Genomic DNA, 23,526 nt, shown 5'->3' with positions numbered 1-23,526 from the left:
ACAAAAAAACAGGCAATTGCCTGCTTTTTGTAACTGGCTGTAACGCAACGTACAGCCTTATTTACTTTACGTTACTCAGCGTAATTAAATGCTGCAACGTTTGTAGTTACGGTATTTAGGTAACCAGTAATTTCTATCAATAGCAGCCCACAGTGCATCGTCGCTAATCTCAAGAGCTACGCCCTCTTCAATTGCTTTTTTAGCCACTGCAAATGCAATACGCTTACTTAACGTTTCAATTTCAGTCAGTGCAGGTAATAAGCTGCCTTTACCGGTGTTTGCACGGGGGGATGACTCAGCAAGCATTTCGCTCGACATACTCAGCATTGCATCGGTAATGCGTGTTGCTTTTGCTGCAATCACACCTAGGCCAATACCTGGGAAAATATAACTGTTGTTACACTGTGGAATTGGGAACACTTCACCATTAAATTCTACTGGCTCAAACGGGCTACCCGTTGCTACAAGTGCTTTACCTTCAGTCCATTTAATAACATCTGCTGGGTGTGCTTCAACCTGCTTAGATGGATTACTTAATGGGAAAATAATCGGTTGCTCACAGCCTGAGTGCATAGCGCGGATAACTTGCTCGGTAAATAAACCCGGTTGACCCGATACACCAATTAAAATATCAGGTGCTGCACAGTGCATTACATCTAATAATGAAGCGTATTCGCCGCTGTAAGTCCACTCGCTTAATGCAGCTTGTGGTTGCGCTAGTGCTTGTTGGAAATCGCGTAAGCCTTCCATGCCTTCAGTGAGTAGGCCAAAACGGTCAACCATAAATACTTGGCTGCGCGCTTGTGCTTCGCTAATGCCTTCAAACACCATTTGGCTAATAATTTGCTCTGCAATACCACAACCGGCTGAGCCTGCGCCAACAAATACCACTTTTTGCTCGCTAAGGGTTGAGCCTTTAACACGACACGCAGCTAATAAAGAGCCTACAGTTACCGCTGCAGTACCTTGAATGTCATCATTAAAGCTACAAATTTCGTTACGGTAGCGTTTAAGTAAAGGCATAGCGTTTGGCTGTGCAAAATCTTCAAACTGCAGTAATACATTTGGCCAGCGACGTTTAACCGCTTTAATGAACAAGTCTAAAAACTCATCGTATTCATCTTGCGCAATACGCTTATGACGCGCGCCCATGTACATAGGGTCATTAAGCAGTTTTTCGTTGTTAGTACCCACATCAAGCATTACAGGTAATGTGTACGCTGGGCTAATACCACCACACGCTGTGTAAAGTGATAATTTACCAATAGGAATACCCATGCCACCAATACCCTGATCGCCTAGGCCTAAAATACGTTCGCCATCGGTAACCACAATTACTTTTACTTTGCCTTTGGTGGCGTTACGTAGAATGTCGTCAATTTGATAGCGATCTTCGTACGAAATAAATAAGCCACGTGCACTGCGGTAAATATCTGAGAATTTTTCACAGGCATCACCAACCGTTGGCGTGTAAATAATTGGCATCATTTCTTCAAGATGATCACGCACTAAACGGTAGTAAAGTGTTTCGTTGTTATCTTGAATGGCACGCAAGTAAATATGCTTGTTTAAGTTATCGTTAAAGCTTGAATACTGCTGATAACAACGCTCAACCTGCTCTTCAATTGTTTCAAAACGTGGAGGAAGCAAACCCGCAAGGTTAAAGTTTTCGCGTTCTTTTTTACTAAACGCGCTGCCTTTGTTTAAAAGCGGAGTTTCAATTAGGCCAGGGCCAGAGTAAGGAATATAAAGGTAGTTAGGATCAGTATTAGTTGTCATATTTCCAGGCTTTAACGGAGTCTTAAGTTATGATCTGCCATTATCATTGTAAAAGGTTAAATTGCAATGACAATTAAGCTTGTCAGACCATTGAGAGAAAACACATGCAGGCTTCACTGCCTGCATGGCTATTATACATAAATTAAAATTTGATAGTGGCGTTTTTGTCAGTTAAATCCGACAAAGCAACCCCTTCACGGCGCGGATCAGCACCGCCATACAATTTATTGTTTTTAACCTCTACGGCATGTAAGCCAGAGTTTAAATCAAGTACGCGTACCGCATGGCCGCGTTTAGTTAATTGTGGGGCTATGGCTTCAAGCACAGTGCCTTTTTCAAGGCTCGTGTAATCGTTACGATTGGTGGTTCTTGGCAGGTTAATCGCCTCTTGCGCCGATAAATTCCAATCCAGTACACCAATAACCACTTGCGCTACGTAATCAATGATACGGCTGCCACCTGGCGAGCCAACCACTAAGCGTAAGCTGCCGTCGTTGTTAAACACCATTACTGGCGACATAGAGCTGCGTGGGCGTTTACCCGCCTCAACGCGGTTAGCTACTAATTTGCCGTCAATACGTGGCGAAAGCGCAAAATCGGTTAATTGGTTATTTAAAATAAAGCCATTAACCATCACAGTGGAGCCAAACGCCATTTCAATTGAACTGGTCATTGATACGGCATTACCAAAGCTATCTACAATGGATACGTGCGATGTTGATGGCAACTCAAAAGAATCATCTTTTGCGTAACTTAAGTAGCCTACCGGATTACCTGCAACTGCTTTTGTGTCTTGCTCAGTAATAAGCTTGGCGCGCGATGCAATGTACTTTTTATTTAACAGCTCTTTGGTAGGCACTTGTGTAAAATCAGGGTCACCCATGTACATATTGCGATCGGCAAATGCTATGCGTGAGGCTTGGCTAAAGTAATGAATTGCCTCTTCGCTATTAGGTTTAAGCGCGCTCATGTCTTTGTGTTCTAGCAAGCCCAAAATTTGTAATACCGCTACACCACCACTGCTCGGTGGGGCCATAGAGCACACATTATAAGCACGGTATTTAATACATACGGCGTCGCGTTGCTTGCTTTTGTAATTAGCAAGGTCTGATTCGCTTAATGTACCCGGTGCAATTTTTGAATTTTGCACTGCGTTTACCATTTGCTTAGCGTTATCGCCTTTATAAAATGCATCAATGCCTTGTTTAGCAATGTCTTTGTATAAATTTGCTAAGGGCTGATTTTTTTTAATAGTACCAGCTTTAATTAATTCGCCATTAGGGTAAAAATACTCGTTAATCACCGGCATACTCATTACACCTGGATTTAATTGGCGTGCCAATAAACCGTGTAAACGTGGCGACACCTCAAAGCCCTGCTCGGCAAGTTTAATAGCGGGTTTAAATAACTCGCTCCACGCAAGTTTACCGTATTGTTGATGCGCACTTGCAAAGGCATGCAAAATACCTGGCACACCCACAGAGCGACCGCCAACAACTGCTTCAATCCACTTAACGGCTTTACCGTGTTTATCTAAAAACAGGTTTTCGTCAGCATTTTGTGGCGCGGTTTCACGGCCATCAAAGCTTGTAAGTAGGTTATCGGCTTTGTTGTAGTACATCATAAATGTACCACCACCAATGCCCGATGATTGTGGCTCAACTAAGGTAAGCACTAATTGCGTTGCAATTGCCGCGTCTACCGCGCTTCCGCCTTTAGCTAAAATCTGTTGTCCAGCTTGTGAGGCATACGGGTTGGCCGCGGCCACCATGTATTGATCACCAGTTACTAATTGTTTTTGTACAATTGAGGTGGTGGCTTCTGGCTCGCGAATTTCTAATTTTGCAGGTTCTTTTGCTATTGTTGGCAGCGTTACTGCAAACAAACCAATAGTAAATAATGACTTAAGTTTAAAATGCATAAAAATACTAAAAACACTTAATTACGTAGTTGTATTTGGCATCTTAAAGTTAAACGGGCACAATATGCAAAAATTTTGACTAAAAAAACATAATAAAATGCTTAATTTACCGCTACAACCTCGTTATTTACTTCCGCCATTATTTTTGATGCTTTTTAGCATTGTTTTTGCTGCATTTGATTTAAATAATTTACTTGAATTTAACCGAGCGCTCATTGAAAACGGCGAAGTTTGGCGAGTGTTTACCAGTCAATTTGTACATGCTAACTGGGCGCATTTAGGATTAAATGCATTAGGCATATTTTTAATTTGGTTGCTGCATGGCGAATACACGTCGCCTGCGCGTTATGCCTTTAATGTGTGTTTTTTAGCACTGTGGTGTGGGCTCGGCGTATTATGGTTTTGCCCTGCTATATCTATATACACGGGGTTAAGCGCCCTATTGCATGGTGTCATTATTTGGGGAGCGGTGAAAGACATTACCCTGTCGCTTAAATCGGGTTATTTATTATTTATAGGTGTGTGGATAAAAATAATAATGGAGCAAGTAAACGGCCCAAATGCCAGTATTGGCCAATTAATTGATTCAACCGTTGCCATTGATGCGCACTTAATTGGCGCGGTGGGCGGCACATTGCTTGGCATACCTTTAGCAATTAAATACTTAAAAAAATAGCGATTAAGTTTTTCAATATCAATAAAAACGCCGAGTTAGTTAACGCGGCGTTTTTGTTTTTATACTCTAATTTAAAAATTTAAGATTAAAGTGTTTCTTTAAATAATTTATGAATACGGCGGTATTCATCTAACCAGCTTGATGGCTGTACAAAGCCATGCGGCTCTACCGGGAAGATGGCCGTTTCAAAGTTTTGCTTTTCAAGTTCAATTAATCGCTGTACTAAACGTACTGAGTCTTGAAAAAACACGTTATCGTCAACCATAGGTGCGTTAATTAATAAGCGCTTGTTTAAGCCCTCTGCGTAATAAATTGGTGAGCTGCGCTCATACGCAATGGGGTCTACATCTGGGTGATTTAAAATATTAGCCGTGTAAGCAGTGTTGTAATGCGCCCAATCAGTTACTGGACGAAGTGCTGCCCCAGATTGAAATAGCTCAGGGGCAGTAAATAGCGCCATAAAGGTCATAAACCCGCCGTATGAGCCACCGTATGTGCCTACTGCGTTGGTGTCAACATTTGCGTTTTGCGCCATCCATTTAACGCCATCTGCTAAATCTTGCGTTTCAGGTGTACCCATTTGGCGATAAATCGCAGTACGCCAATCGCGACCATAACCTTTAGAAGCGCGGTAATCCATATCCATCACTATGTAACCTTCATCGGCAAGTAATGAATGAAACATAAACTCACGAAAATACACAGACCAACCCATGTGTGAGTTTTGTAAGTACCCTGCTCCGTGGTTAAAAATAACCGCTTTACGGGTTTTGCCTGTTTCACCTTCTACATAGTCACTTGGGTAATACACCTTGGCATAAATAGGTTGCTCTGTGTGGCTAGATGGCACGGCAACAATTTTAGGTGCGGTGAGCTTTTTAGCTAAAAATTCATCCGACACCGTATGGGTGAGCTGTGTAGCCGTGGTGTTTGCTTTAGCATCGGCAACAAAAAGCTCTGTTGGCATTGTTATTTTAGAGTGCTTAAGCAGTAATTTACTTTCGTCTGGGCTTAACGTGTAGTCGGTCATACCGTTAAGGTCAGTCACTTGCTCGTTTTTACCTGTTTGTGGATTAACACGGTAAATTTCGTAAAGGCCTGGGTGCTCTACGTTTGCCTTGTAATAAATAGCACTATTATCATGAGTTAACGTAATGTCCGATACTTCAAACTGGCCACTAGTTAAAGCGGTTGCTTTGCCGTTAAGCGGTTTTTTGTAAAGCTGACTATAGCCCGACTCTTCTGATAAGTAATACAGGGTGTTTGAATTATGTAACCAGCCAAAATTGTTAAACGCGTAAGCTATCCAAGCATCATCATGCAGGCGGTGCTGCGACACAAGCTCGTTTTTATCAAAGTCGATTGTGGCTATCCAGCGGTCTTTGTTATCCCACGCCTCTAGCATAATGGCAACTTGCGTGCCGTCATCGTTCCACACTATGGGAGCTTGGTTTAAACCCCAATTAGTAATTAAGTTAATACCGCGTGGCGCTTTTTTAGATTTATACGTTTTACCATCACGCGCGTAGTTTTCTTTTTTAACATCGGCTAAAACATCTTCATCAAAGCCCGGTAGGGTATCAAAGCTCAGTGGCGTTTGTGTTTTATCTACAAGGTTAATGTGTATCACCGATGATGTTTGCTCTTTTGCATCAGCCACACGACGGCGCACTTTTTTAGGCTCAATAGTGGCATCATCGGTGATGTAATTAGGCATAATATCGCCTTTATCACGCCAAGATTGCTGCTTTTGCAGCACAACAATTAAAGCATCACCGTTTGGCGATAATTGCGCTTCTTTAATTACATTGCCATCACCTAAATAAAAAGCGGTGTTAGCAATGGAGCTATTTTGCGTGTTTATTTGCTCATTGCGTATTTGTGTATCCTGTTTGTTTTTATGCTGCAGCGCCACAAACTCAATCAGTTTATGCTGCTCTTTTGCTATGTAACTAGTTGGCTCTTGTAAGCCTTTTGGCTCATCGGCCAATTTTAAGTTAGCAAGCTCTGTACTTAGCCCTGTTTTTAAATCAACTTTAAAAAACACATTACCTTGGCGGTAAACTAAATCGCCATTGTTTAAAAACTGTGGTTTAGACTCATTAGCTGAGGTAGCAGTTATTTGTTTAAGTTCACCCGTTGTTAGGTTTTTAACAAATACATTGCCTTTAAACGTATAAGCTTGAAGTGTTCTATCTGATGAATAAACCGCTTTAGAAGCACCTACAGTATGCAGTTTATCAAGTGAAACTTGCATCGCTTTTTTGCTGTTAATTGGCTGGCTATAAATATCGTTTAGGTTACTGCCTTGCTGCTTTTGAGCAAAAATAATGGTGGCTGAATCACTTGCCCAGTACGCATTTTTAGGCTGGTTGCCTATCCAATCAGGATTTGCCATGGCTTGTTCTAGCGTAATATTTTGCGAGCCAGCATCAGCAGGTGTGTTTACAACCGCAGCAACAGGAGTTGCTGGTAAAGCGCTTTGCTGTGATGAAGAGGTATTAGCGGTAGCACTACAACCTGCAAGCATAATGCTAGAGGTTACAGCAAGCGCTACTAATGTTTTTGATGACGATAGGTTAAAAATCATAGTGCTTCTATACGGTTATTATAATTGAGCCGTATTTAAGCAGAAGCACTTGAGTTATTGCAATTTTTTAAGATAAATAACGCATTTTCACGGTAAAGCTGAGTTTACTCTATTAGCAAATCGAGCCACACCAATCGGTGATCGCTCGATGCGTTTCTATCTTTTATTAATCTATATTGCTCGCTGTTTTTAGTGGGCCAAAACACCCCGCCATCTTGTATTTTAAACCCATAGGTAGAGGGTAATACATAATCTACACGCGCTTGCCAGTTAGCGGTAAAGTGCTTTGCATATGGCTGCGGGTATTGCTCTTTAGCACCGGCGCTTTGCGGTATAAATTGCGAATTTATAAGTGGGTTACTTAAAATTTGATTAGTGGTTTCAACCCGTGCTTTATCCCCTTCAGGCGCGGCGTTTAAGTCACCTAAAATAACAAACCGCGAGTTTGCTTTTAATCCGCCTTTTTGGCCGTTATCGTCGTAAATATAGGCTTTATTAGCAACATAATCGGCAATTAACCTAACTTCATCATGATTACGTTTGCCGTTTCTGTCTTCGTCGCCATCAAACACCGGCGGTGTTGGGTGCGAGGCAAGCACATGCACCGTTTTATTGTTTACTATTACGGGTACATCCCAAAACGATTTAGAGCTAAGCCTAAGCGCTTGCCATTCTTGCGTGTTATACCAATTCTCTTTTGTTTTAGGGTCTATTGGCATTTGCGCATTAGGCATATCTTTATATTTAAACGTTTGAAGCGTGCGCAGTTTCTCAAGGTTAATGGGGTATTTAGATAAAATAGCCATAGCGTAATGGCCTTCAAAAAAACCAAAACCTTGCGCATCGCCCATTACAGCGGTTTTTTTACCGTTGTTATCAAGGTCAAACTCAGTAGCAAGGCCTGTATTTACAGGGGCAATAAAACTGTATGGGTAATCAATGGGGTCTTGTTTATTTTGGCTTACATTTAAAAACTGGCGTTTAAAATAATCTATACCTTGCGCTTTTGGTACGTAGTCAAACTCGTTTAATAAAATAATGTCAGGGCGAACACGCTGAATTATTTCGGCTATATTTTTTATTTGCTGGTGGTTTGATTTTAGTGCATTAACTAGCGCATCGGGGTTAACTTGCTCGCCTTTTGGCGTGTGATTAGTCGCATCCATACTCACATTAAAGGTGGCAATACGAAGGCTTTGGCTGGCTGTAGCATTTAAACTAAATGAAGCGGCAATGGCTAATGCGCCATAAAGTATGTTTAGTTTCATTTTTTTACTTCAAAAAATTAAAAAATAGACTTTACCAGTATTACACAATTAATACCTATTTTTATGACAAAAAAATACCGGCTTAAGCCGGTATTTAATTAGTTAATTGCAGCCTTTACTCACTTAGCATAAGTGCAGTTGCAGCTTTTAAAATGCCGGGGTACGCTTGCTCAGGTAGGTAATCGGTTAGTTGCCCAAGCTTATCGGCAAGGTTATTAATGTTATCTGCAGATACATTAATATGCCCCATTTTACGCCCAGGTTTTGCCGTTTTTCCGTACCAGTGGCTGGTTACATCACTGACTGTTAAAACCTCGGTAGGAATACATCCTTGGCCCAGCACGTTAATCATAGCGGTAATATGCTTAAGCTCTGGATTACCTAGCGGTAAACCCGCTACAGCTCGCATGTGGTTTTCGAACTGCGAACACTGGCAACCTTGCTGTGTCCAGTGCCCTGAGTTATGAACTCGCGGCGCAATTTCGTTAACCAGTAAAGTACCGTTTACATCAAAAAACTCAATGGCAAGTACGCCAACATAATTAAGCTCGTTGGCAATTTTTGTAAATGCACTATGGGCCTGCTGTTCAACCAGCGTGTTATTTTTACCTGCAATCGACAAAGTAAGCACGCCGTTGGTGTGCTCGTTTTCAGTAATTGGGTAAATAGCCACATTACCTTGCTTATCGCGTGCACCAATAATAGAGACTTCACGGTCAAACGGGATCATTTTTTCAGCAATAATACTGTGTGGCGCATCCTGTGTGCCAGAGGCAATAAAATCAGCCATTTCCGACCAAATTTGCTCTATTTGGTCATCTGATTTTAAACGCCACTGCCCTTTACCATCGTACCCTGCTTGGCACGTTTTAATAACCAGCGGTTTGCCTAGGGTTTTAACCGCTAATTCTAAATGCGCTTTTTCTGTGATCAGTTGATACGGTGCACATGCTACGTTTGTTTTATCTAGTAGCGCTTTTTCTAATGCGCGGTCGCCACCGGTTTTAATGGCAGCTTTACCTGGGTAAAATTTATTACTGTTGCAGCACATTGTAAGTACATCATCGGGGATATGCTCAAACTCTGCGGTAATTGCATCAGCGTCACTAATTGCCTGCTCAAGTGTGGTTGTGTAAATTTCACCGGTTAGCGGATGCATAATTTTTTGGCTGCCTACATCGTACGCAACCACATTTAAATTAAGGGGGGCGCCTGCTAGGCTCATCATTCGCGCAAGTTGGCCGGCACCTAAAATTAAAATTTTCATTTTTACTCTGCAGGATTAGGGTTAGCTAAAATAGTCTCGGTTTGTTCTTTACGAAATGCTTCAATTTTTGCAAAAATTTCTGGGTTTTGGCACCCTAAAATTTGTGCAGCAAGTAAACCTGCGTTAGCAGCGCCTGGCTCACCAATAGCAAGTGTACCCACGGCTACGCCTTTTGGCATTTGGCAAATAGATAACAATGAATCTACACCGTTTAAGGCTTTAGATTTAACTGGAACACCAAGCACAGGAAGCGATGTAAATGCCGCTGCCATACCTGGTAAATGCGCAGCACCACCGGCACCAGCAATAATCACTTTTATGCCACGATCTGCGGCTGAATTTGCATAATCTGCAAGAAGTTGAGGAGTGCGGTGCGCAGAGACCACTTTTGTTTCGTACTCAATACCAAATTTTTCGAGCATGAGCGCTGCGTGTTCCATGGTTGGCCAATCTGATTTAGAACCCATAATAATGCCAACAGTCATAAATACTCCTCAGTAATGTATTTTAAAAATAGCGGACTTATGTCCGGTTTTAGGCGGGTATTATACCCAAACCAAGTTTAATTGCGACTCACAAAAACAAAAAAAGCCACGTTTAAACATGGCTTTTAAAGGGTTGCAGTTACAAAGTGCTTATACTTCTTTGCTTGCTAAGTATTCGCTGTAGTTGCCTCTAAAGTCAATCACCTGGCCGTCTTTTATCTCCCAAATACGGGTGGCAACCGATGATACAAACTGGCGATCGTGCGATACAAACAGTAATGTGCCTTCGTACGCTTCTAATGCAAGGTTTAACGCCTCGATAGACTCCATATCCATGTGGTTTGTTGGCTCATCCATTAACAGTATATTTGGTTTATGCATCATAATTTTACCAAATAACATACGGCCTTGTTCACCACCTGAAATAACCTTTACAGACTTTTTAATATCGTTTTGCGAAAACAACATGCGTCCTAAAAAGCCACGAACCACTTGCTCGTCGTCGCCTTCTTGTTGCCATTGCTCCATCCACTCAAACAAGTTCATGTCTTTTTCAAACTCGTCAGCATGATCTTGCGCGTAGTAACCAATATTGGCATTTTCAGACCACTTAAACTCGCCCGACTTAGGTGCTAAGCGCCCAGCAAGAGTATTAAGTAATGTTGTTTTACCTACACCGTTTTCACCGATAATAGCAATGCGCTCGCCTACTTCTACTAAGCCTTCTAAATTTGAAAATAGCGTATTGTCTTCAAAACCTTGGCTTAGGTTAGTCATTTCTAGTGCGTTACGGAATAGCTGTTTTTCTTGCTCAAAGCGAATAAACGGCGATTGGCGAGAAGAGGCTTTTACTTCTTCTAGCTGAATTTTATCAATACGTTTTGCGCGTGACGTTGCTTGTTTAGCCTTTGACGCGTTTGCAGAAAAGCGCGATACAAACTGTTGTAGTTCAGCAATTTGGCTTTTCTTTTTCGCGTTTTCACTTAATAGGCGCTCACGTGCTTGTGTTGCTGCAAACATGTACTCATCGTAGTTACCTGGGTAAATACGAAGCTCGCCGTAATCAATATCAGCCATGTGCGTACATACTGAGTTTAAAAAGTGACGGTCATGCGAGATGATGATCATGGTGCAGTCGCGTTGATTAAGCACATCTTCTAACCATTTAATGGTGTAAATGTCCAAGTTATTGGTTGGCTCATCAAGTAGCATAATATCAGGGTCAGAAAAAAGTACTTGCGCAAGTAACACACGTAGTTTAAAACCGGGTGCTATTTCAGACATAGGGCCGTAATGCTGCTCTGTCGAAATACCTACCCCTAATAAAAGCTCACCGGCTTTAGACTCAGCTGAATAGCCGTCCATTTCGGCAAATTCAGTTTCTAGATCGGCTACTTTCATGCCGTCTTCTTCACTCATCTCTGGTAATGAGTAAATGCGATCGCGCTCTTGTTTAATATCCCATAATTCTTTATGGCCCATGATCACAGTATCAATTACAGAGTATTCTTCGTAAGCAAACTGGTCTTGGTTTAGTTTAGCCACACGTTCATTTGGATCTGTACTTACGTTACCTGCAGAGGGCTCTAGTTCGCCACTTAAGATTTTCATAAATGTAGATTTACCACAGCCGTTTGCACCAATTAAACCGTAACGGTTTCCTTCGCCAAACTTTGCAGATATGTTTTCAAATAACGGTTTAGCACCAAATTGCATGGTGATGTTAGCTGTACTAATAATAGCGCTACCCTCCAAGGGGACATGATGTATTTAAATTGCGCGCAGTTTAAACTAAATACAGCTTTTTTTCTATGAAAGTTTAAGGTTGAAAGCGCATGAACTATGCCCTATTCCACTCATTAAAGGCGTAAATTAATGGCTAACAAACAGTGCCTAAAAACGTGATTAAGCCAGTGAATGCTTATTCAACTAAAAAAATGCGCTTAGCTAAAATAATAGCGCGATATGTGCACCATTTCAGGGGTTAAATTTTAATTAATAAACCCGTTTAACTTAATAAGTCGATTGTTTATCGCAAAGCATTTTAAAAAACAGATAACTGGGTATATATTTATGATATAAAATGCTTTTTAGAGTTTTTGCACTAGCGTTTTATTTTTATCCAACATGAAAAAAACTCATTTTAAAACCCACTTACTTGCGCTATTTTTAGCACTATTTACGTAGTTTTTAATCAAAAAAAACATATCCCTTAACAGATAAAAAACACCATTAACCTCCAGTGAATATTTATTCATTTTTGGCGCTAATTTCATTGATTATTTTTCACTTTTGAGCCCATTAGGGCTTTGCTAGTCTTCATGCCTTCTAAATTTAATGTCACTTTTTAAAGTTAATACACACAAGGCATCACAAATGATTAAAAACTTTGTAACCCTACTATTAGGAACAAGCATAGTAGTTGCGCCAGCTGCTTCAGCAGTAGAGCTCTATAAGGATGAAAAGAACACTATTAAAGTAGGTGGTTACCTTGATGTGCGCGTTATTAATACGCAAAACCAAACCGAAGTGGTAAATGGTACATCGCGTATAAACTTTGGCTTTACTCGCCAACTTAAAAAAGACTGGTCGGCACTGGCGCTAGTTGAATGGGGTGTAAACCCTGTTGGTAGTAGCGACATTATTTACAATAACCGCTTTGAATCTATTCAAGATGAGTTTTTATATAACCGTTTAGGTTATGCTGGCCTTTCGCACGAAAAGTACGGGCAAATTACCATTGGTAAACAATGGGGTGCATGGTACGACGTAGTTTATGGCACCAATAACAGCTTTGTATGGGATGGTAATGCTGCGGGTGTTTACACATACAATAAAGACGACGGTGCAGTAAATGGTACTGGCCGTGGTGATAAACTAATTCAATACCGTAATAGCTACAACGACTTTAGCTTTGCAGTTCAAGCGCAACTTAAAAACAGCGAATTTTATACCTGTGATGTTGATGACATTTCTGAAGAAGCGTGTGAAGCCCTATGGAATACTGGCGACAGTGCAGCTCAAGAAGTAGAATTTAACTACACCTTTGGTGGGTCTGTAACTTATAACGCAACCGACATGCTAACGTTAACAGCAGGCGTAAACCGTGGTGAATTTGATGTAACGTATGGCGATGGCACAACACAAACTGTTGAAGACTTAATTTTTGGTGCGGGTGTAATGTGGGGCAGCATTGAAAAACCAGGTTTATACGTTGCCGCTAACATAAATAAAAGTGAAAACCACGATACCGATAACCTAGGGCGCTTAATTAAAGACTCTATTGGTGTAGAAACCTTTATGTCGTACCGTTTTGATAACGATGTGCGCCCTTTTGTGGCTTATAACATTTTAGATGCCGGTGACGATTACGTTATTCAACCTAACTTTAATACCGATCCTAATGATGTATTCAAACGTCAGTTTGCTGTGATTGGTGTTCATTACTTAATTGACGAAAACACCATTGCCTACGCTGAAGCCCGTAAAGACTTTAGCGACTTTGAAAGTGATGACAAAGACCAGCAATCACAAATGGAAGCGTCAGAAGACGACGGGATTGCATTTGGTTTTAGATACAAGTTTTAATTTCCCACCATAACAACACACAAAGCCCAGCTATATGCTGGGCTTTTTATTTTAAACGTTAAATGATGAAAAAAATTAAATGTTTGAAGTCGTTAACAATCGCTATTATTTGCTATAACACTTTATAAAAGCTGTGTGCGCTGCGTATTAATAACGCCTGTAAACATGCTTACAAATTCACCCGTAACTTAATGGAGAGAAAATGAGTTCACTCAAAACCGCCGGTAATTTTACTCTACTGTGTATTGCCAGCTTAACCATAATGGTTGGCACCTTGTTAGCGCCGGGTTTAGTTACCATTGCTGATGGCCTAGGCATACAAAGCAACAGCGTATTATTAATTACTTTACCTTCTTTAGGTGCGGTGGTGTTTGCCCCCCTAGCCGGAAGATTAATAGACAAGTACGGCGCATACCCTTTACTTATAATAGGTTTATTTTTATACGGATTAGTGGGTGCATGTGCTTACTTTTTACATGGCCCAACCTTAGTATTTATTAATCGTTTTGCATTAGGTGGTATTACAGCAATAGTGATGGCAAGTTGCACCGTATTAATTTCAACGTGGTACAGCGGCGAAGCCCGACTGAATATGATTGCCAAACAAGGTATGGCGATTGAGCTAGGTGGCGTTATATTTTTATTTTTAGGCGGTGTTTTAGCGTCTATGTATTGGGGATTACCCCTTGCTTTGTATTTAATTGCTTGGGTATTTTTAGCTATGTTGCTCATGTTTGTCCCCCGTAAGCAGCAATTAAACGCCCATAATACAGAGCAAACTCAACAAATAAAAAAGAGCCATTCAAACGCATTAACGCTTAAAGGGGTGTATATAGTATCAACCCTAGCTATGACCATATTTTTTACCTCTACCGTGCTTTTACCTATTACCTTGCACGCACTAAATTTTAACGAGTCTGAAATAGGCCAACTATTGGCTTTTATATCGTTAATTGCGGTATTTACAGCGGGATTTATGCCTAAAGCAACTAAACGCCTTAGTGAGAAAAATGTATTAGCAATCGCATTTTTTGCCTTTGGTTTATCATACCTTTGCTTTATACAATCAAGTACATTGATATTAGTATTAGGCGCGCTATTAATTGGTATTGGCTTTGGTTTTAGCATTCCTCTTTTAAACCACATGACCGTAGAGCTAAGCCCAGAAAATGTTCGCGGACGTAACTTATCGTATTTTACAATGGCGGTGTTCTCCGGTCAGTTTTTTACCTCTTTTATGGAGTACATACCTGGGGGTGAACATAACGTATTTATAATATGCAGTATTTTAAGCGCCGTTGTAGCTATCGCCCTTCTTGTTAAACCTAAAGCGCACTAAGTAGCAATCAATAACCGGTAAAATTATTAAATTATGTAGCCAGTTACCCCCTATTTATTGGTTACTTTTATTCCTCTTTACTCTTTAGCTAAGTTTACCACTTAACGATAATTTAGTATGATGTGTTCTTTTGCTCTAACGCCACCAGCAATGGTTGTTGCTTTAGTTAATTGCGGTGTAAAGTCAGTTTTTTTTGCCTTAGCAAACAAGTATTAATTAAAGCGATTATAAGCAAAAAGGAGTGTGCTGTATATAAATACAGTACACTCCTTTTTTATAACAAACCTATAAGGTTGGTCAGCGCCCTAGTGTAACCCACTGCTTAACTTCAAGTGCAGTCATTATCAACTCTACAGAAAAAGCGGCCAGTATCATCCCCATCACACGCGTTAAAATAGACGCACCGCCAATACCAATTAGCGTTATAATTTTGCCCGACAGCAACAACAAAATTAGGGTTACACCCAACACTGCCAGTGTAATTAACGCAGTGCCTATTTGGGTTGTAATTGGATGAATGTGATTATCGGTAAGTAATATAACGGCTAAAATAGCCCCTGGTGTGGCGGTAGCAGGTATAGCAAGCGGAAACACTGCAATATCGTGCCCAGGGTCTTGTTTTGCTTTGTTAGAATCATTACCAAATATCATTTGTAGGCCAAACAAAAATAAAATTATCCCACCCCCTAACTGAAACGATACCAGCCGTATACCCATCGCATTTAAAATAAGCTGCCCTATTAAAATAGAGCCAAGTAACACAGCGCCTGCATATAGCACAGTTTTAAACGCAGTTCTACGACGTTGTTGATCAGTTAAATGAGAAGTGAGCGCAGCAAAAAGCGCCATAGTCCCTATTGGGTCAATAGTGGCCCAAATAACGAGGGCATCTTGAGATAGTTTTTCTAGCATATAAAATCCTTGTTAAGCGAACACGTTTTAAAAACTCGGGTAACAAATTCATTTGCTTACGCTTAACTATAAGCCAAATTGGCTATTTTTTATATTGCATTTGTTCCTCTTATGATGAAATTTCCTAACGTGTATAATGTAAATGCAGTACTAAACGTGTTTATACCAAATAGAATGCTCACCCAAGCTAAAGCCTAATTTAACTAATAAGTTATGCGAACGCGCATTATGTGCACTTACCTGCGCCGCTAAGTAATTAAGCGGTATAGCCTGTTTAAGTGTTTTAACAAAGCCGGTTATTACCTCAAACATAATGCCCTTATCCCAATACATAGGATCAAGCTCAAATCCAATAAACGCCCTACTTTTACAAGGCGATAAATTATAAAGCCCGCAGGTGCCCATAAGTTTGCCATTTATATTATGTTCAATAGCCACTCTTATCACTTCGCCTTCGTAATAGGCGGTAATATCGTCTTGTATTAATTGCTTAATTTGGCATTTACTTAAGGGGGTTTTATAGTCGTTAAATTCGCTCACTTGCGGGTGATTCAAAATAGAAAATAACTGCGGGGCATGCTTATGGGTAATTAAACGCAATGTAACGCGTTCAAGCTGAGTTGTTTTAAACATTTTATACAGGAGTTAAAATAGCGCTTTATGGTTAAGCATTATTAACTTACCATAGCGTATTCACAAGCATTATCTTTATAGCCAATATTGAGAGCAATAATGAGCGACAATTTTAAAGTAATTCAACCTACCACAACCGTATACTGCCCTAAACGTGGTGAGGGCTGGACCCTAACAGGCATTACTAATATAAACGAGTTTACCTCGGTAATGTTTGACGGCACACGTTATACACTCCCCGCACGCGAAATAGTAGAAGAGCTGTTACCCAACCAACTAGCCCGAGAGCAAAATAGCTAGCACCCGTGTATAAACGGTAGTGGCTGCCACTGTGCAGCCACCTATATAAAGAGCAACGAAGGATTAAAATGTATCGTCTTCACTGTATACATTTACTTTTAACTCGTCTTCATCTTCAAAAACTACAAACGAAATAGGCTTACAACATACTTGGCAGTCTTCTATGTATTGCTCACCAATATCTGCCGCGTCTAATAATACTTCTATGCTTTCGCCGCAATACGGGCAACTTATCGATTTTTCGGTTAACTGGTTCATTTAACACCTGCTACTTTTATCTCAATGCTTTCACTTTAATAAACACACTCTAATAATACAACATTGTGCTACAGAGGTTAGCTAATGTACGTATGGCCTTAATTAAAAACCATTACGTATATTACTTTTTCCGCTATTGACGTTAGCCTACTAAAAACAATGAAATAGTAATAACACTTAGCAGGTCTAGCTATAAAGAATATGTATTTAAACTCATACTAGAGGTAGATTATTATATGAAAAAATCACTTACGCTTGCATTAACATCTGCCGCAATTTTGTTTAGCACCTTTTCACATGCAGCCAAAACCGAAAAAGCAGTTTTAGCCGGTGGATGTTTTTGGTGTATGGAAAGCGACTTTGAAAAGCTCAAAGGCGTAAAAGATGTTATATCGGGTTTTACCGGCGGTAAAATTAAAAACCCGACCTACAATGGTAACCATCAAGGCCATTATGAAGCAGTACAAATTACTTACGACCCTGATGTAGTAAGCTACAAAGGCATACTTGATCATTTTTGGGTAAATATTGATCCCTTTGATGCCAAAGGCCAATTTTGCGATAAAGGCCCAAGTTATTTAAGCGCCATATTTGTAGCTAACGAGCAAGAGCGCAAAATAGCAGAGCAAACCAAACAAGCCGTAATAGCAGAATTCCCAAATCAAACAGTAGTCACGCCAATACTTAATGCCAGCACTTTTTACCCAATTAAAGGTAAAGAAAGCTACCATCAGGATTATTATAAAAATAACCCCATACGCTACAATACCTACCGCTGGCGCTGCGGACGCGATAACCGCCTAGAAGAAATTTGGGGCGATAGAGTCACACATTAAAAGTCTATAGTTAAACGCTTGATGGGTTTACACAAACCCATCTTTTAATAAGTAATTTTAACCTATTTTTTCAAATTATCATGCTCTGAAAGTCTATATTGTTTAGGTATAAAAACCATTACAGTAACTGCTAGCGCTAAAAGAAATACAAATCTTAATACTGAAGATGGAATAATAGTTTCTAAAATATTCACTAAAATTATCAGAGGAATTACAGCAATAATACCAATCAGCTTATGCCTTTGGGTAAACTCATGGAGAGCCCCGCATTGAGTACACCTATACTTTGTAGACATACGAGCAACAACAAACCAAGCTAATGATATATTCTTTTGGCAATTCAAACATTTAGGTAACATGTTATTTCCATACTTTTACTACAAGGCTTAATTTTATCGCACCAAAATATAGGTTCCTATTGGCGTGACTAAATGCAGGTTATTATTATCAACAAAAATAATCTCCCATTTAATAGTTTGAGAACCTGATGTTACAAATAAACTGTTCTCCTCTCTATGGTAGGGATAGTTTCTATTGCCAAAGGTCTTCATTACCTCGAGTATTGAATTTTCATCAATATCAAGGTAGTTACCAGCTGGAATTGTTATAGCTTTATCATCTGATTCAACAATTTCTACTAATTTCCATTTATACTCTATTGATATATTTTTAGCGCTCAAAGGCGAGGATATAACAAGACTGAAAAAAATATATTTAATTAATAATATTTTCTTAAACATACTAACTATAGACTGAAGTTGTTATTTTGGGAGGAGAGCTTGCTAATAATCGACCTAGGCCATCAGGCAACTGATTAAGCTCGTATTTCTGAGTGTTTTTATTTAATTTAACTTGCTGTCCTAGATGATTTTTAGACACTCCAGTGATGGTTTGAGTTAAAGTCCTTCCAGAAAAAGGATGGGGTGACCATGAAAAATCATACTCAAATATAACCTCATAGCTCCAATCCCTTTCCATTTTAGGGTATTCAATTGAAGCCTGCGTTTCACCTAAAACAATGCCTGATAATACTGAAACTGAAAATGAAGCCGAAGCCGTAGCTATAAATCCAGTTGCTAGACCTAATAAAGCAGAAGCAACATATCCTCCGTGTCGAATGGTTTTTTCCCATTCAGAATTCCATTTATTAGCTGATAAGTCACTAGGAAATAGAAGCGTGTGTGAGGATTTACTTCTTACTCTTTCCTTGATCATACAATTTGGAGCTTTCCCTCTCCCCATCCAATTACCTCCATCAGTCCAATTAAGTCTATTTGAGCACTTAATCTCTAGCTCTTTTCTCTCTTTAAGTGACAAATTTTCTGTTCTCATTATTATCGAAGACATATAAGTTCCCTTTACTTTGCTTAATAAATTTACTCCTACATTAGGAAGTTGCTCCTTATATGTCAAGCCTAGTATTTCTTTTTACTAAGTAAACTGACATTTTTGTCTAAAAAAGCTTAAGCGATAAGCAATTCACTAATTAAGCCAAATAAAATAATAAAACTTATAAAGTAGCCTTACCTTACTTAATTATAAACATTATTTTGATACTGTTTCCTAAAACAGCTTATTTATCTAACTTTATAAATATAATAAATTGCACTCCTAGATTGATAAAACCTAATTCAACAACTGGAGTTACACATTATGTCTGCCACCCAATTACAACTTGCTCGTGCTCTAGCGTTACCTTCAAGAGAGGCCATGTTAAATCGTGAGCACTCTGTACAGCATTTTTGGTACAACAACGACCAACTACTTACACAAGCTTGGAAAGAGTGGGAAGAAACCGAAGTAGATACAACCACCTTTACCCTTGACGATTCATTACTAGATAAAAACTTACGTGAAGCCGTTAATGCTGCATGGCAAGATCCATCAAAAGAGCATTTAGTAAAATCACTACTGGAAGAAGTAGCGACTGATGTGTATCAATTTCAGTTTTTTGATCCTGAACGCCTAGCAGTTTTACGTGGTTACCTAGAAAAAGTATGGAATGCTAACATTCCTATGCGTCCACCGTACGGTATTGTATTAAACCGCCGCGGCGCCATGCTCGACAAACGCTCAGAGGGCTATTTAGCTGCTCCTAGTTTTCAGGAATTTTACAACCAAGTATTAAATACATACATGCGCCCTATTTCACGTTTATTATTTCCTGAGATCATAGGTTACGATACGCAAACATTTGGGTTTTCTATTTATTACGACCCAAGTACAGATGCGTCTATTCGTCCGCATACCGATGCATCATCAGTAACATTAAATATTAATTTAAACTTACCTGGGGAAGAATTTAGCGGATCAGAACTTGATTTTTACGACCAAGTAAACGCAAAAGTTGTACAACTTAGCTTTAAACCAGGCACCGCCATGATCCACAAAGGCAATGTACCACACGCGGCAAAACCTATAACCAGTGGCGACAGAACAAACCTAGTGTTATGGCTTTTTGGCGATAATGGCCGTATACCAGCACCGGGTTCAAAACGTACAGATATTGATGCAAAAGAGCGTTGGACTACGCCAAAAACAACGCCAGACGGCTACGCACCTTTTTAAACGGTGCCAAGTTTAACCTTTTGTGCCTAATACTTGCCCATTAAAGGTATTTAATCATACTTTAATGGGCTATTTACTTGTTACATAACCACTTAGTTACTATCTTTTTAGTATGCCAAGTTAATTTAAACAGCCTAATGAAGTTAAACTTTTTTATAATAACTACACTGCTTGTATCCTCTTTTGCCTGTGCATCGCCTACTAAACAAAAATTAGTTGTAGGTTTAGGCGAAACCCTACCGCCATTTGTAATGTCACATACCAACAGCGGGCTAACCCTCGATATTATTAAAGCCGCATTAACGCCATTAGGTTATCAAATAGAGCCACGCTATTACCCCTATACGCGCCGCGCTAAAGGGTATGCAAAAGGCAGAATAGATATTTTAGCCGACATAAACTTAAACACCGCTAACGGAAACCAACTCAAAGGGTATATTTCTGATGCGGCCTATGTATACGAAAACGTAGCGATAACCCTAAAAAGCAAACAGTTTAACTTTACTAAAATTGCAGATTTAACACATTACAGCTTAATTTCGTGGCCCAGCGCCGCCATACACTTAGGCGAAGAATATGCAAAAATGGCAAAAGCCAATACGCAATATTACGAAGTGCACGACCAATCTCTTCAAGTTAAAATGCTTTTTTCAAACAAGGTAGATGTAATTCAAATGGATAAACAAAGTTTTGATTACTATCGCTCAACCCTTAAAGATATTGATACAACACAATCTGTAGATCGCTTTGCGCTGTTTGGCAAAAGCCCAAATGGCTATTTATTTAAATCAAAAAGACTACGTGATGACTTTAATATTCAGCTACAAAAACTTAAAAATTCAGGTCAGTACAACAAAATTTTTGAAAAATACAAACACGTCAAATAAAAAAGGTCGCTTTAACTAAGCGACCTTTTTACGTTTACAGCGCAAAATACCAATTAAAACTTATAAGAGGCAGAAAATTTGACGTTACGCGGTGTACCAGGTTGTACCCATGCATCGGCAAACGAGTTTGTGTAATACGTTTCATCAAACAGGTTATTTACCTCAGCCGTAACACCAATCGCGTCTGTTACATCGTAATTTACAAATACACGCGCGGTTGTATAACTGGGTAGTTTAAAGTCGGTACCAAAATAGCCATTGCGTTCGTCTACAAATAATAGCCCGCCACCAAATTTAATTGCATTGCCATATAACTCGCCCGATTTAACAAGCTGCAAGCTAAGTTGATGCTCTGGTACATTTAAAAGTGACTCGCCGGCCTCTACTGTGTAGCCAAAGTTAGCATCAAAAAATGAGTTTTCTATTTGGGCATCTACATACGCATACGACGCCCAAATTTCTAAACTATCGCTAAGCTCACCTGTTAGGTCTATTTCTATTCCCTTACTTTGCGCTTCACCAATGGCGGCATAAGTAAACGCTGTTGGGTCGTCTACTACTAGCATGTTGTCTTGATCTACTTTAAATACAGCAACGGTACCAAATAACGCGCCATCGTTAAGGGTAAATTTTACACCTAGCTCAGTAGAGGTAGATTGGTTTGGCTCAAAACCATCGCCATTGGTATCTGTGCCCGACAGCGGACGAAAGTTTTCACCATAGGCTGCATAAACAGATACATAATCACTGGCTTCATACACCACACCAAACTGCGGGCTCACGCGCGACTGCGTTTGTTTAGTATTAGTGCCTGCTAAACGGTTATTTAAGCGCTGCTCGTAATCATCAAAACGGGCACCAATACGAATATCTAACTTATCGGTTACGCTTATTTGGTCTTGAATAAATACCCCTAGTGACTCTTGAATCTCTACACGGTCGGTATTAGATGTAGGCGTTGGTAATTCATACGCGCCGTATACAGGGTTAAATACATTAATGTATTGATCGCCCCGTACACGTAAAATAAATTGATTGTTTTCAAATTTATCAGCGTCAACACCCATAATTAAACGGTGCTCAAAACCGCCAAGCTCAAGGCTGCCGCTTAGCTCTGCACGCAATACATGGTATTGAGCATCAAAATCGCGGTAGCGCCTAAAGCGGTTTACTTCGCCATCAACTACGCCGCCAAAACCGGTTTCGGTTGCAAAGCCTTCCATAGAGGTATCACGGTAGTTTGCACCAAATAAAATGCTCCAGTTATCATCAAAGTCATGAATGTACTCTAACTGATGCCCTAGTACATCGGCTTCAATTGGGCCATCGCCCGGCTCACCTAAAAAACGGCTTTGTGGAATAAGCCCAAGTTCGCCATCTATGGCTAATACGCCTCTATCAAACGGCACTTCTTGATCGCTGTATTCAAGCTCGTAAACAAGTTGGCTGCTGTCGTTAATATTCCACACTATTGACGGGCTAAAACCGTGTTTAGTGGTTTCTATGGTGTCTCTAAAGCTCTCGGCGTCTTCGTAAAAACCAACCAGTCTAATTGCAACGTCATCGTTAAGCGCCGTGGTGTAATCTACATCGGCGCGGTAAGTATCAAAACTCCCTACCGAGAGCTTAATTTCACCTTGCGTATCAAACGTTGGGCGTTTAGTAACTAGGTTGACTGTACCACCTGGCTCACCACGGCCAAATAAAGCCGCACGCGGGCCTTTTAAAACCTCAACCGACTCAATACCCGACAAATCACGCGAGCCACCAAAACCGCGCCCAGCATTAAAACCATTTACTAAGTAGTTACTCGGTAGATTTTCATCGCCTACAAAGCCACGTAACGAAAAACTATTCCAAAGCCCACCAAAGTTATTTTGCCGTGCAACAGAGGCCGATAAATCAAGCGCTTGGTCAAGGCTTACTGCACCTGCATTTTCAAGCGCTTCTAAATCAATTTTAAGCTCTGATTGTGGAGTTTCTAGTTGGCTAAAGTTACCTTGGTAAGCTTGGCGCGTAGCTACTACAGACAGCCTTTCAATATTTGTGTTAGCACTGTGTGTTTGCTGGTTTTGCTCAGCAGCCAAAGCCTGGCTGCTAAATAAGCTTACTAGGCACGCACTTAAATAGGTGAGCTTAAGCCCTGTTGTGTTGGTTTTCATTGTGAGCCTTGTTAGTAATATAAGTATTTTATAATTATGGTGTTGTTACTAGGTGCG

The 23,526-nt window shown here is 40.1% G+C and carries 20 protein-coding genes; 7 read left to right on the top strand and 13 right to left on the bottom strand.

Annotated features, from left to right (window positions below):
* Positions 1 to 84: 84 nt before the first annotated feature.
* Both CWC04_RS13830 and ggt read right to left on the bottom strand, forming a co-directional pair.
* Positions 85 to 1,779, bottom strand: a complete 1,695-nt coding sequence (locus CWC04_RS13830; protein WP_004586602.1) for an NAD-dependent malic enzyme — start codon at positions 1,777 to 1,779, stop codon at positions 85 to 87.
* A gap of 142 nt (positions 1,780 to 1,921) precedes the next feature.
* Positions 1,922 to 3,700 (bottom strand): gamma-glutamyltransferase, encoded by a 1,779-nt coding sequence (gene ggt, locus CWC04_RS13825; protein ID WP_138685702.1) that lies wholly within the window; start codon positions 3,698 to 3,700, stop codon positions 1,922 to 1,924.
* A 97-nt stretch (positions 3,701 to 3,797) separates the two neighbouring features.
* On the opposite strand from ggt, the gene rrtA reads away from it, so the two are divergent.
* Positions 3,798 to 4,376, top strand: a complete 579-nt coding sequence (rrtA, locus tag CWC04_RS13820) for a rhombosortase (protein ID WP_138685701.1) — start codon at positions 3,798 to 3,800, stop codon at positions 4,374 to 4,376.
* A gap of 85 nt (positions 4,377 to 4,461) precedes the next feature.
* Here the strand turns inward: rrtA and CWC04_RS13815 are convergent, their stop codons facing one another.
* The 5 genes from CWC04_RS13815 to CWC04_RS13795 form a co-directional block, all read right to left on the bottom strand.
* Positions 4,462 to 6,966: a S9 family peptidase gene (locus CWC04_RS13815; protein WP_138685700.1), complete on the bottom strand. Its 2,505-nt coding sequence runs from the start codon at positions 6,964 to 6,966 to the stop codon at positions 4,462 to 4,464.
* Positions 6,967 to 7,070: 104 nt separating this feature from the next.
* Complete coding sequence (locus CWC04_RS13810) at positions 7,071 to 8,234, bottom strand: endonuclease/exonuclease/phosphatase family protein (protein WP_138685699.1); 1,164 nt, start codon at positions 8,232 to 8,234, stop codon at positions 7,071 to 7,073.
* 115 nt (positions 8,235 to 8,349) lie between these two features.
* Entirely contained in the window at positions 8,350 to 9,501 is a 1,152-nt protein-coding gene (locus CWC04_RS13805) for a 5-(carboxyamino)imidazole ribonucleotide synthase (protein ID WP_138685698.1), read from the bottom strand.
* Between the two features lie 2 nt (positions 9,502 to 9,503).
* A complete protein-coding gene (purE, locus tag CWC04_RS13800) occupies positions 9,504 to 9,986 on the bottom strand; it encodes a 5-(carboxyamino)imidazole ribonucleotide mutase (protein WP_024033606.1) in 483 nt (160 codons plus the stop codon).
* Between the two features lie 150 nt (positions 9,987 to 10,136).
* A complete protein-coding gene (locus CWC04_RS13795) occupies positions 10,137 to 11,726 on the bottom strand; it encodes an ABC-F family ATPase (protein ID WP_083901794.1) in 1,590 nt (529 codons plus the stop codon).
* Between the two features lie 636 nt (positions 11,727 to 12,362).
* On the opposite strand from CWC04_RS13795, the gene CWC04_RS13790 reads away from it, so the two are divergent.
* Both CWC04_RS13790 and CWC04_RS13785 read left to right on the top strand, forming a co-directional pair.
* Positions 12,363 to 13,574 carry a porin gene (locus CWC04_RS13790; RefSeq protein ID WP_138685697.1) on the top strand — a complete coding sequence of 404 codons (1,212 nt, stop codon included), beginning with the start codon at positions 12,363 to 12,365 and terminating at the stop codon, positions 13,572 to 13,574.
* Positions 13,575 to 13,776: 202 nt separating this feature from the next.
* Positions 13,777 to 14,913 (top strand): MFS transporter, encoded by a 1,137-nt coding sequence (locus CWC04_RS13785; protein WP_138685696.1) that lies wholly within the window; start codon positions 13,777 to 13,779, stop codon positions 14,911 to 14,913.
* A gap of 297 nt (positions 14,914 to 15,210) precedes the next feature.
* Here the strand turns inward: CWC04_RS13785 and CWC04_RS13780 are convergent, their stop codons facing one another.
* Positions 15,211 to 15,825, bottom strand: a complete 615-nt coding sequence (locus CWC04_RS13780) for a MarC family protein (RefSeq protein WP_138685695.1) — start codon at positions 15,823 to 15,825, stop codon at positions 15,211 to 15,213.
* A gap of 150 nt (positions 15,826 to 15,975) precedes the next feature.
* On the bottom strand, positions 15,976 to 16,458 hold the full coding sequence (locus CWC04_RS13775; RefSeq protein ID WP_055253606.1) for a GNAT family N-acetyltransferase: 483 nt from the start codon (positions 16,456 to 16,458) through the stop codon (positions 15,976 to 15,978).
* Between the two features lie 99 nt (positions 16,459 to 16,557).
* On the opposite strand from CWC04_RS13775, the gene CWC04_RS13770 reads away from it, so the two are divergent.
* Positions 16,558 to 16,758 carry a hypothetical protein gene (locus CWC04_RS13770; protein ID WP_138685694.1) on the top strand — a complete coding sequence of 67 codons (201 nt, stop codon included), beginning with the start codon at positions 16,558 to 16,560 and terminating at the stop codon, positions 16,756 to 16,758.
* Positions 16,759 to 16,821: 63 nt separating this feature from the next.
* On the opposite strand, the gene CWC04_RS13765 is transcribed toward CWC04_RS13770, so the two are convergent.
* Positions 16,822 to 17,016 carry a CPXCG motif-containing cysteine-rich protein gene (locus CWC04_RS13765; RefSeq protein ID WP_004586615.1) on the bottom strand — a complete coding sequence of 65 codons (195 nt, stop codon included), beginning with the start codon at positions 17,014 to 17,016 and terminating at the stop codon, positions 16,822 to 16,824.
* 236 nt (positions 17,017 to 17,252) lie between these two features.
* On the opposite strand from CWC04_RS13765, the gene msrA reads away from it, so the two are divergent.
* Entirely contained in the window at positions 17,253 to 17,852 is a 600-nt protein-coding gene (gene msrA / locus CWC04_RS13760) for a peptide-methionine (S)-S-oxide reductase MsrA (protein WP_054982523.1), read from the top strand.
* Between the two features lie 392 nt (positions 17,853 to 18,244).
* Here msrA and CWC04_RS13755 read toward each other — a convergent pair whose 3' ends face one another.
* Both CWC04_RS13755 and CWC04_RS13750 read right to left on the bottom strand, forming a co-directional pair.
* Positions 18,245 to 18,592 carry a hypothetical protein gene (locus CWC04_RS13755; RefSeq protein ID WP_138685693.1) on the bottom strand — a complete coding sequence of 116 codons (348 nt, stop codon included), beginning with the start codon at positions 18,590 to 18,592 and terminating at the stop codon, positions 18,245 to 18,247.
* A gap of 1 nt (position 18,593) precedes the next feature.
* On the bottom strand, positions 18,594 to 19,199 hold the full coding sequence (locus CWC04_RS13750; protein ID WP_096739636.1) for a hypothetical protein: 606 nt from the start codon (positions 19,197 to 19,199) through the stop codon (positions 18,594 to 18,596).
* 306 nt (positions 19,200 to 19,505) lie between these two features.
* On the opposite strand from CWC04_RS13750, the gene CWC04_RS13745 reads away from it, so the two are divergent.
* A complete protein-coding gene (locus CWC04_RS13745) occupies positions 19,506 to 20,420 on the top strand; it encodes a 2OG-Fe(II) oxygenase family protein (RefSeq protein ID WP_138685692.1) in 915 nt (304 codons plus the stop codon).
* A 137-nt stretch (positions 20,421 to 20,557) separates the two neighbouring features.
* Positions 20,558 to 21,307: a substrate-binding periplasmic protein gene (locus CWC04_RS13740; protein WP_249326153.1), complete on the top strand. Its 750-nt coding sequence runs from the start codon at positions 20,558 to 20,560 to the stop codon at positions 21,305 to 21,307.
* A gap of 53 nt (positions 21,308 to 21,360) precedes the next feature.
* Here CWC04_RS13740 and CWC04_RS13735 read toward each other — a convergent pair whose 3' ends face one another.
* Positions 21,361 to 23,469 (bottom strand): TonB-dependent siderophore receptor, encoded by a 2,109-nt coding sequence (locus CWC04_RS13735; RefSeq protein ID WP_138685690.1) that lies wholly within the window; start codon positions 23,467 to 23,469, stop codon positions 21,361 to 21,363.
* Between the last annotated feature and the right edge of the window lie 57 nt (positions 23,470 to 23,526).

Source organism: Pseudoalteromonas sp. S2893, from assembly GCF_005887105.1.
GTDB classification, from domain to species: Bacteria; Pseudomonadota; Gammaproteobacteria; order Enterobacterales; family Alteromonadaceae; genus Pseudoalteromonas; species Pseudoalteromonas atlantica.
This window is presented reverse-complemented; position numbering and strand designations above follow the sequence as displayed.

Bases quoted from the DNA above. Each gene is read 5' to 3' on its own strand.
- CWC04_RS13830 (WP_004586602.1), bottom strand. From the start codon at position 1,779: ATGACAACTAATACTGATCCTAACTACCTTTATATTCCTTACTCTGGC.
- ggt (WP_138685702.1), bottom strand. From the start codon at position 3,700: ATGCATTTTAAACTTAAGTCATTATTTACTATTGGTTTGTTTGCAGTA.
- rrtA (WP_138685701.1), top strand. From the start codon at position 3,798: ATGCTTAATTTACCGCTACAACCTCGTTATTTACTTCCGCCATTATTT.
- CWC04_RS13815 (WP_138685700.1), bottom strand. From the start codon at position 6,966: ATGATTTTTAACCTATCGTCATCAAAAACATTAGTAGCGCTTGCTGTA.
- CWC04_RS13810 (WP_138685699.1), bottom strand. From the start codon at position 8,234: ATGAAACTAAACATACTTTATGGCGCATTAGCCATTGCCGCTTCATTT.
- CWC04_RS13805 (WP_138685698.1), bottom strand. From the start codon at position 9,501: ATGAAAATTTTAATTTTAGGTGCCGGCCAACTTGCGCGAATGATGAGC.
- purE (WP_024033606.1), bottom strand. From the start codon at position 9,986: ATGACTGTTGGCATTATTATGGGTTCTAAATCAGATTGGCCAACCATG.
- CWC04_RS13790 (WP_138685697.1), top strand. From the start codon at position 12,363: ATGATTAAAAACTTTGTAACCCTACTATTAGGAACAAGCATAGTAGTT.
- CWC04_RS13785 (WP_138685696.1), top strand. From the start codon at position 13,777: ATGAGTTCACTCAAAACCGCCGGTAATTTTACTCTACTGTGTATTGCC.
- CWC04_RS13780 (WP_138685695.1), bottom strand. From the start codon at position 15,825: ATGCTAGAAAAACTATCTCAAGATGCCCTCGTTATTTGGGCCACTATT.
- CWC04_RS13775 (WP_055253606.1), bottom strand. From the start codon at position 16,458: ATGTTTAAAACAACTCAGCTTGAACGCGTTACATTGCGTTTAATTACC.
- CWC04_RS13770 (WP_138685694.1), top strand. From the start codon at position 16,558: ATGAGCGACAATTTTAAAGTAATTCAACCTACCACAACCGTATACTGC.
- CWC04_RS13765 (WP_004586615.1), bottom strand. From the start codon at position 17,016: ATGAACCAGTTAACCGAAAAATCGATAAGTTGCCCGTATTGCGGCGAA.
- msrA (WP_054982523.1), top strand. From the start codon at position 17,253: ATGAAAAAATCACTTACGCTTGCATTAACATCTGCCGCAATTTTGTTT.
- CWC04_RS13755 (WP_138685693.1), bottom strand. From the start codon at position 18,592: ATGTTTAAGAAAATATTATTAATTAAATATATTTTTTTCAGTCTTGTT.
- CWC04_RS13750 (WP_096739636.1), bottom strand. From the start codon at position 19,199: ATGTCTTCGATAATAATGAGAACAGAAAATTTGTCACTTAAAGAGAGA.
- CWC04_RS13745 (WP_138685692.1), top strand. From the start codon at position 19,506: ATGTCTGCCACCCAATTACAACTTGCTCGTGCTCTAGCGTTACCTTCA.
- CWC04_RS13740 (WP_249326153.1), top strand. From the start codon at position 20,558: ATGAAGTTAAACTTTTTTATAATAACTACACTGCTTGTATCCTCTTTT.
- CWC04_RS13735 (WP_138685690.1), bottom strand. From the start codon at position 23,469: ATGAAAACCAACACAACAGGGCTTAAGCTCACCTATTTAAGTGCGTGC.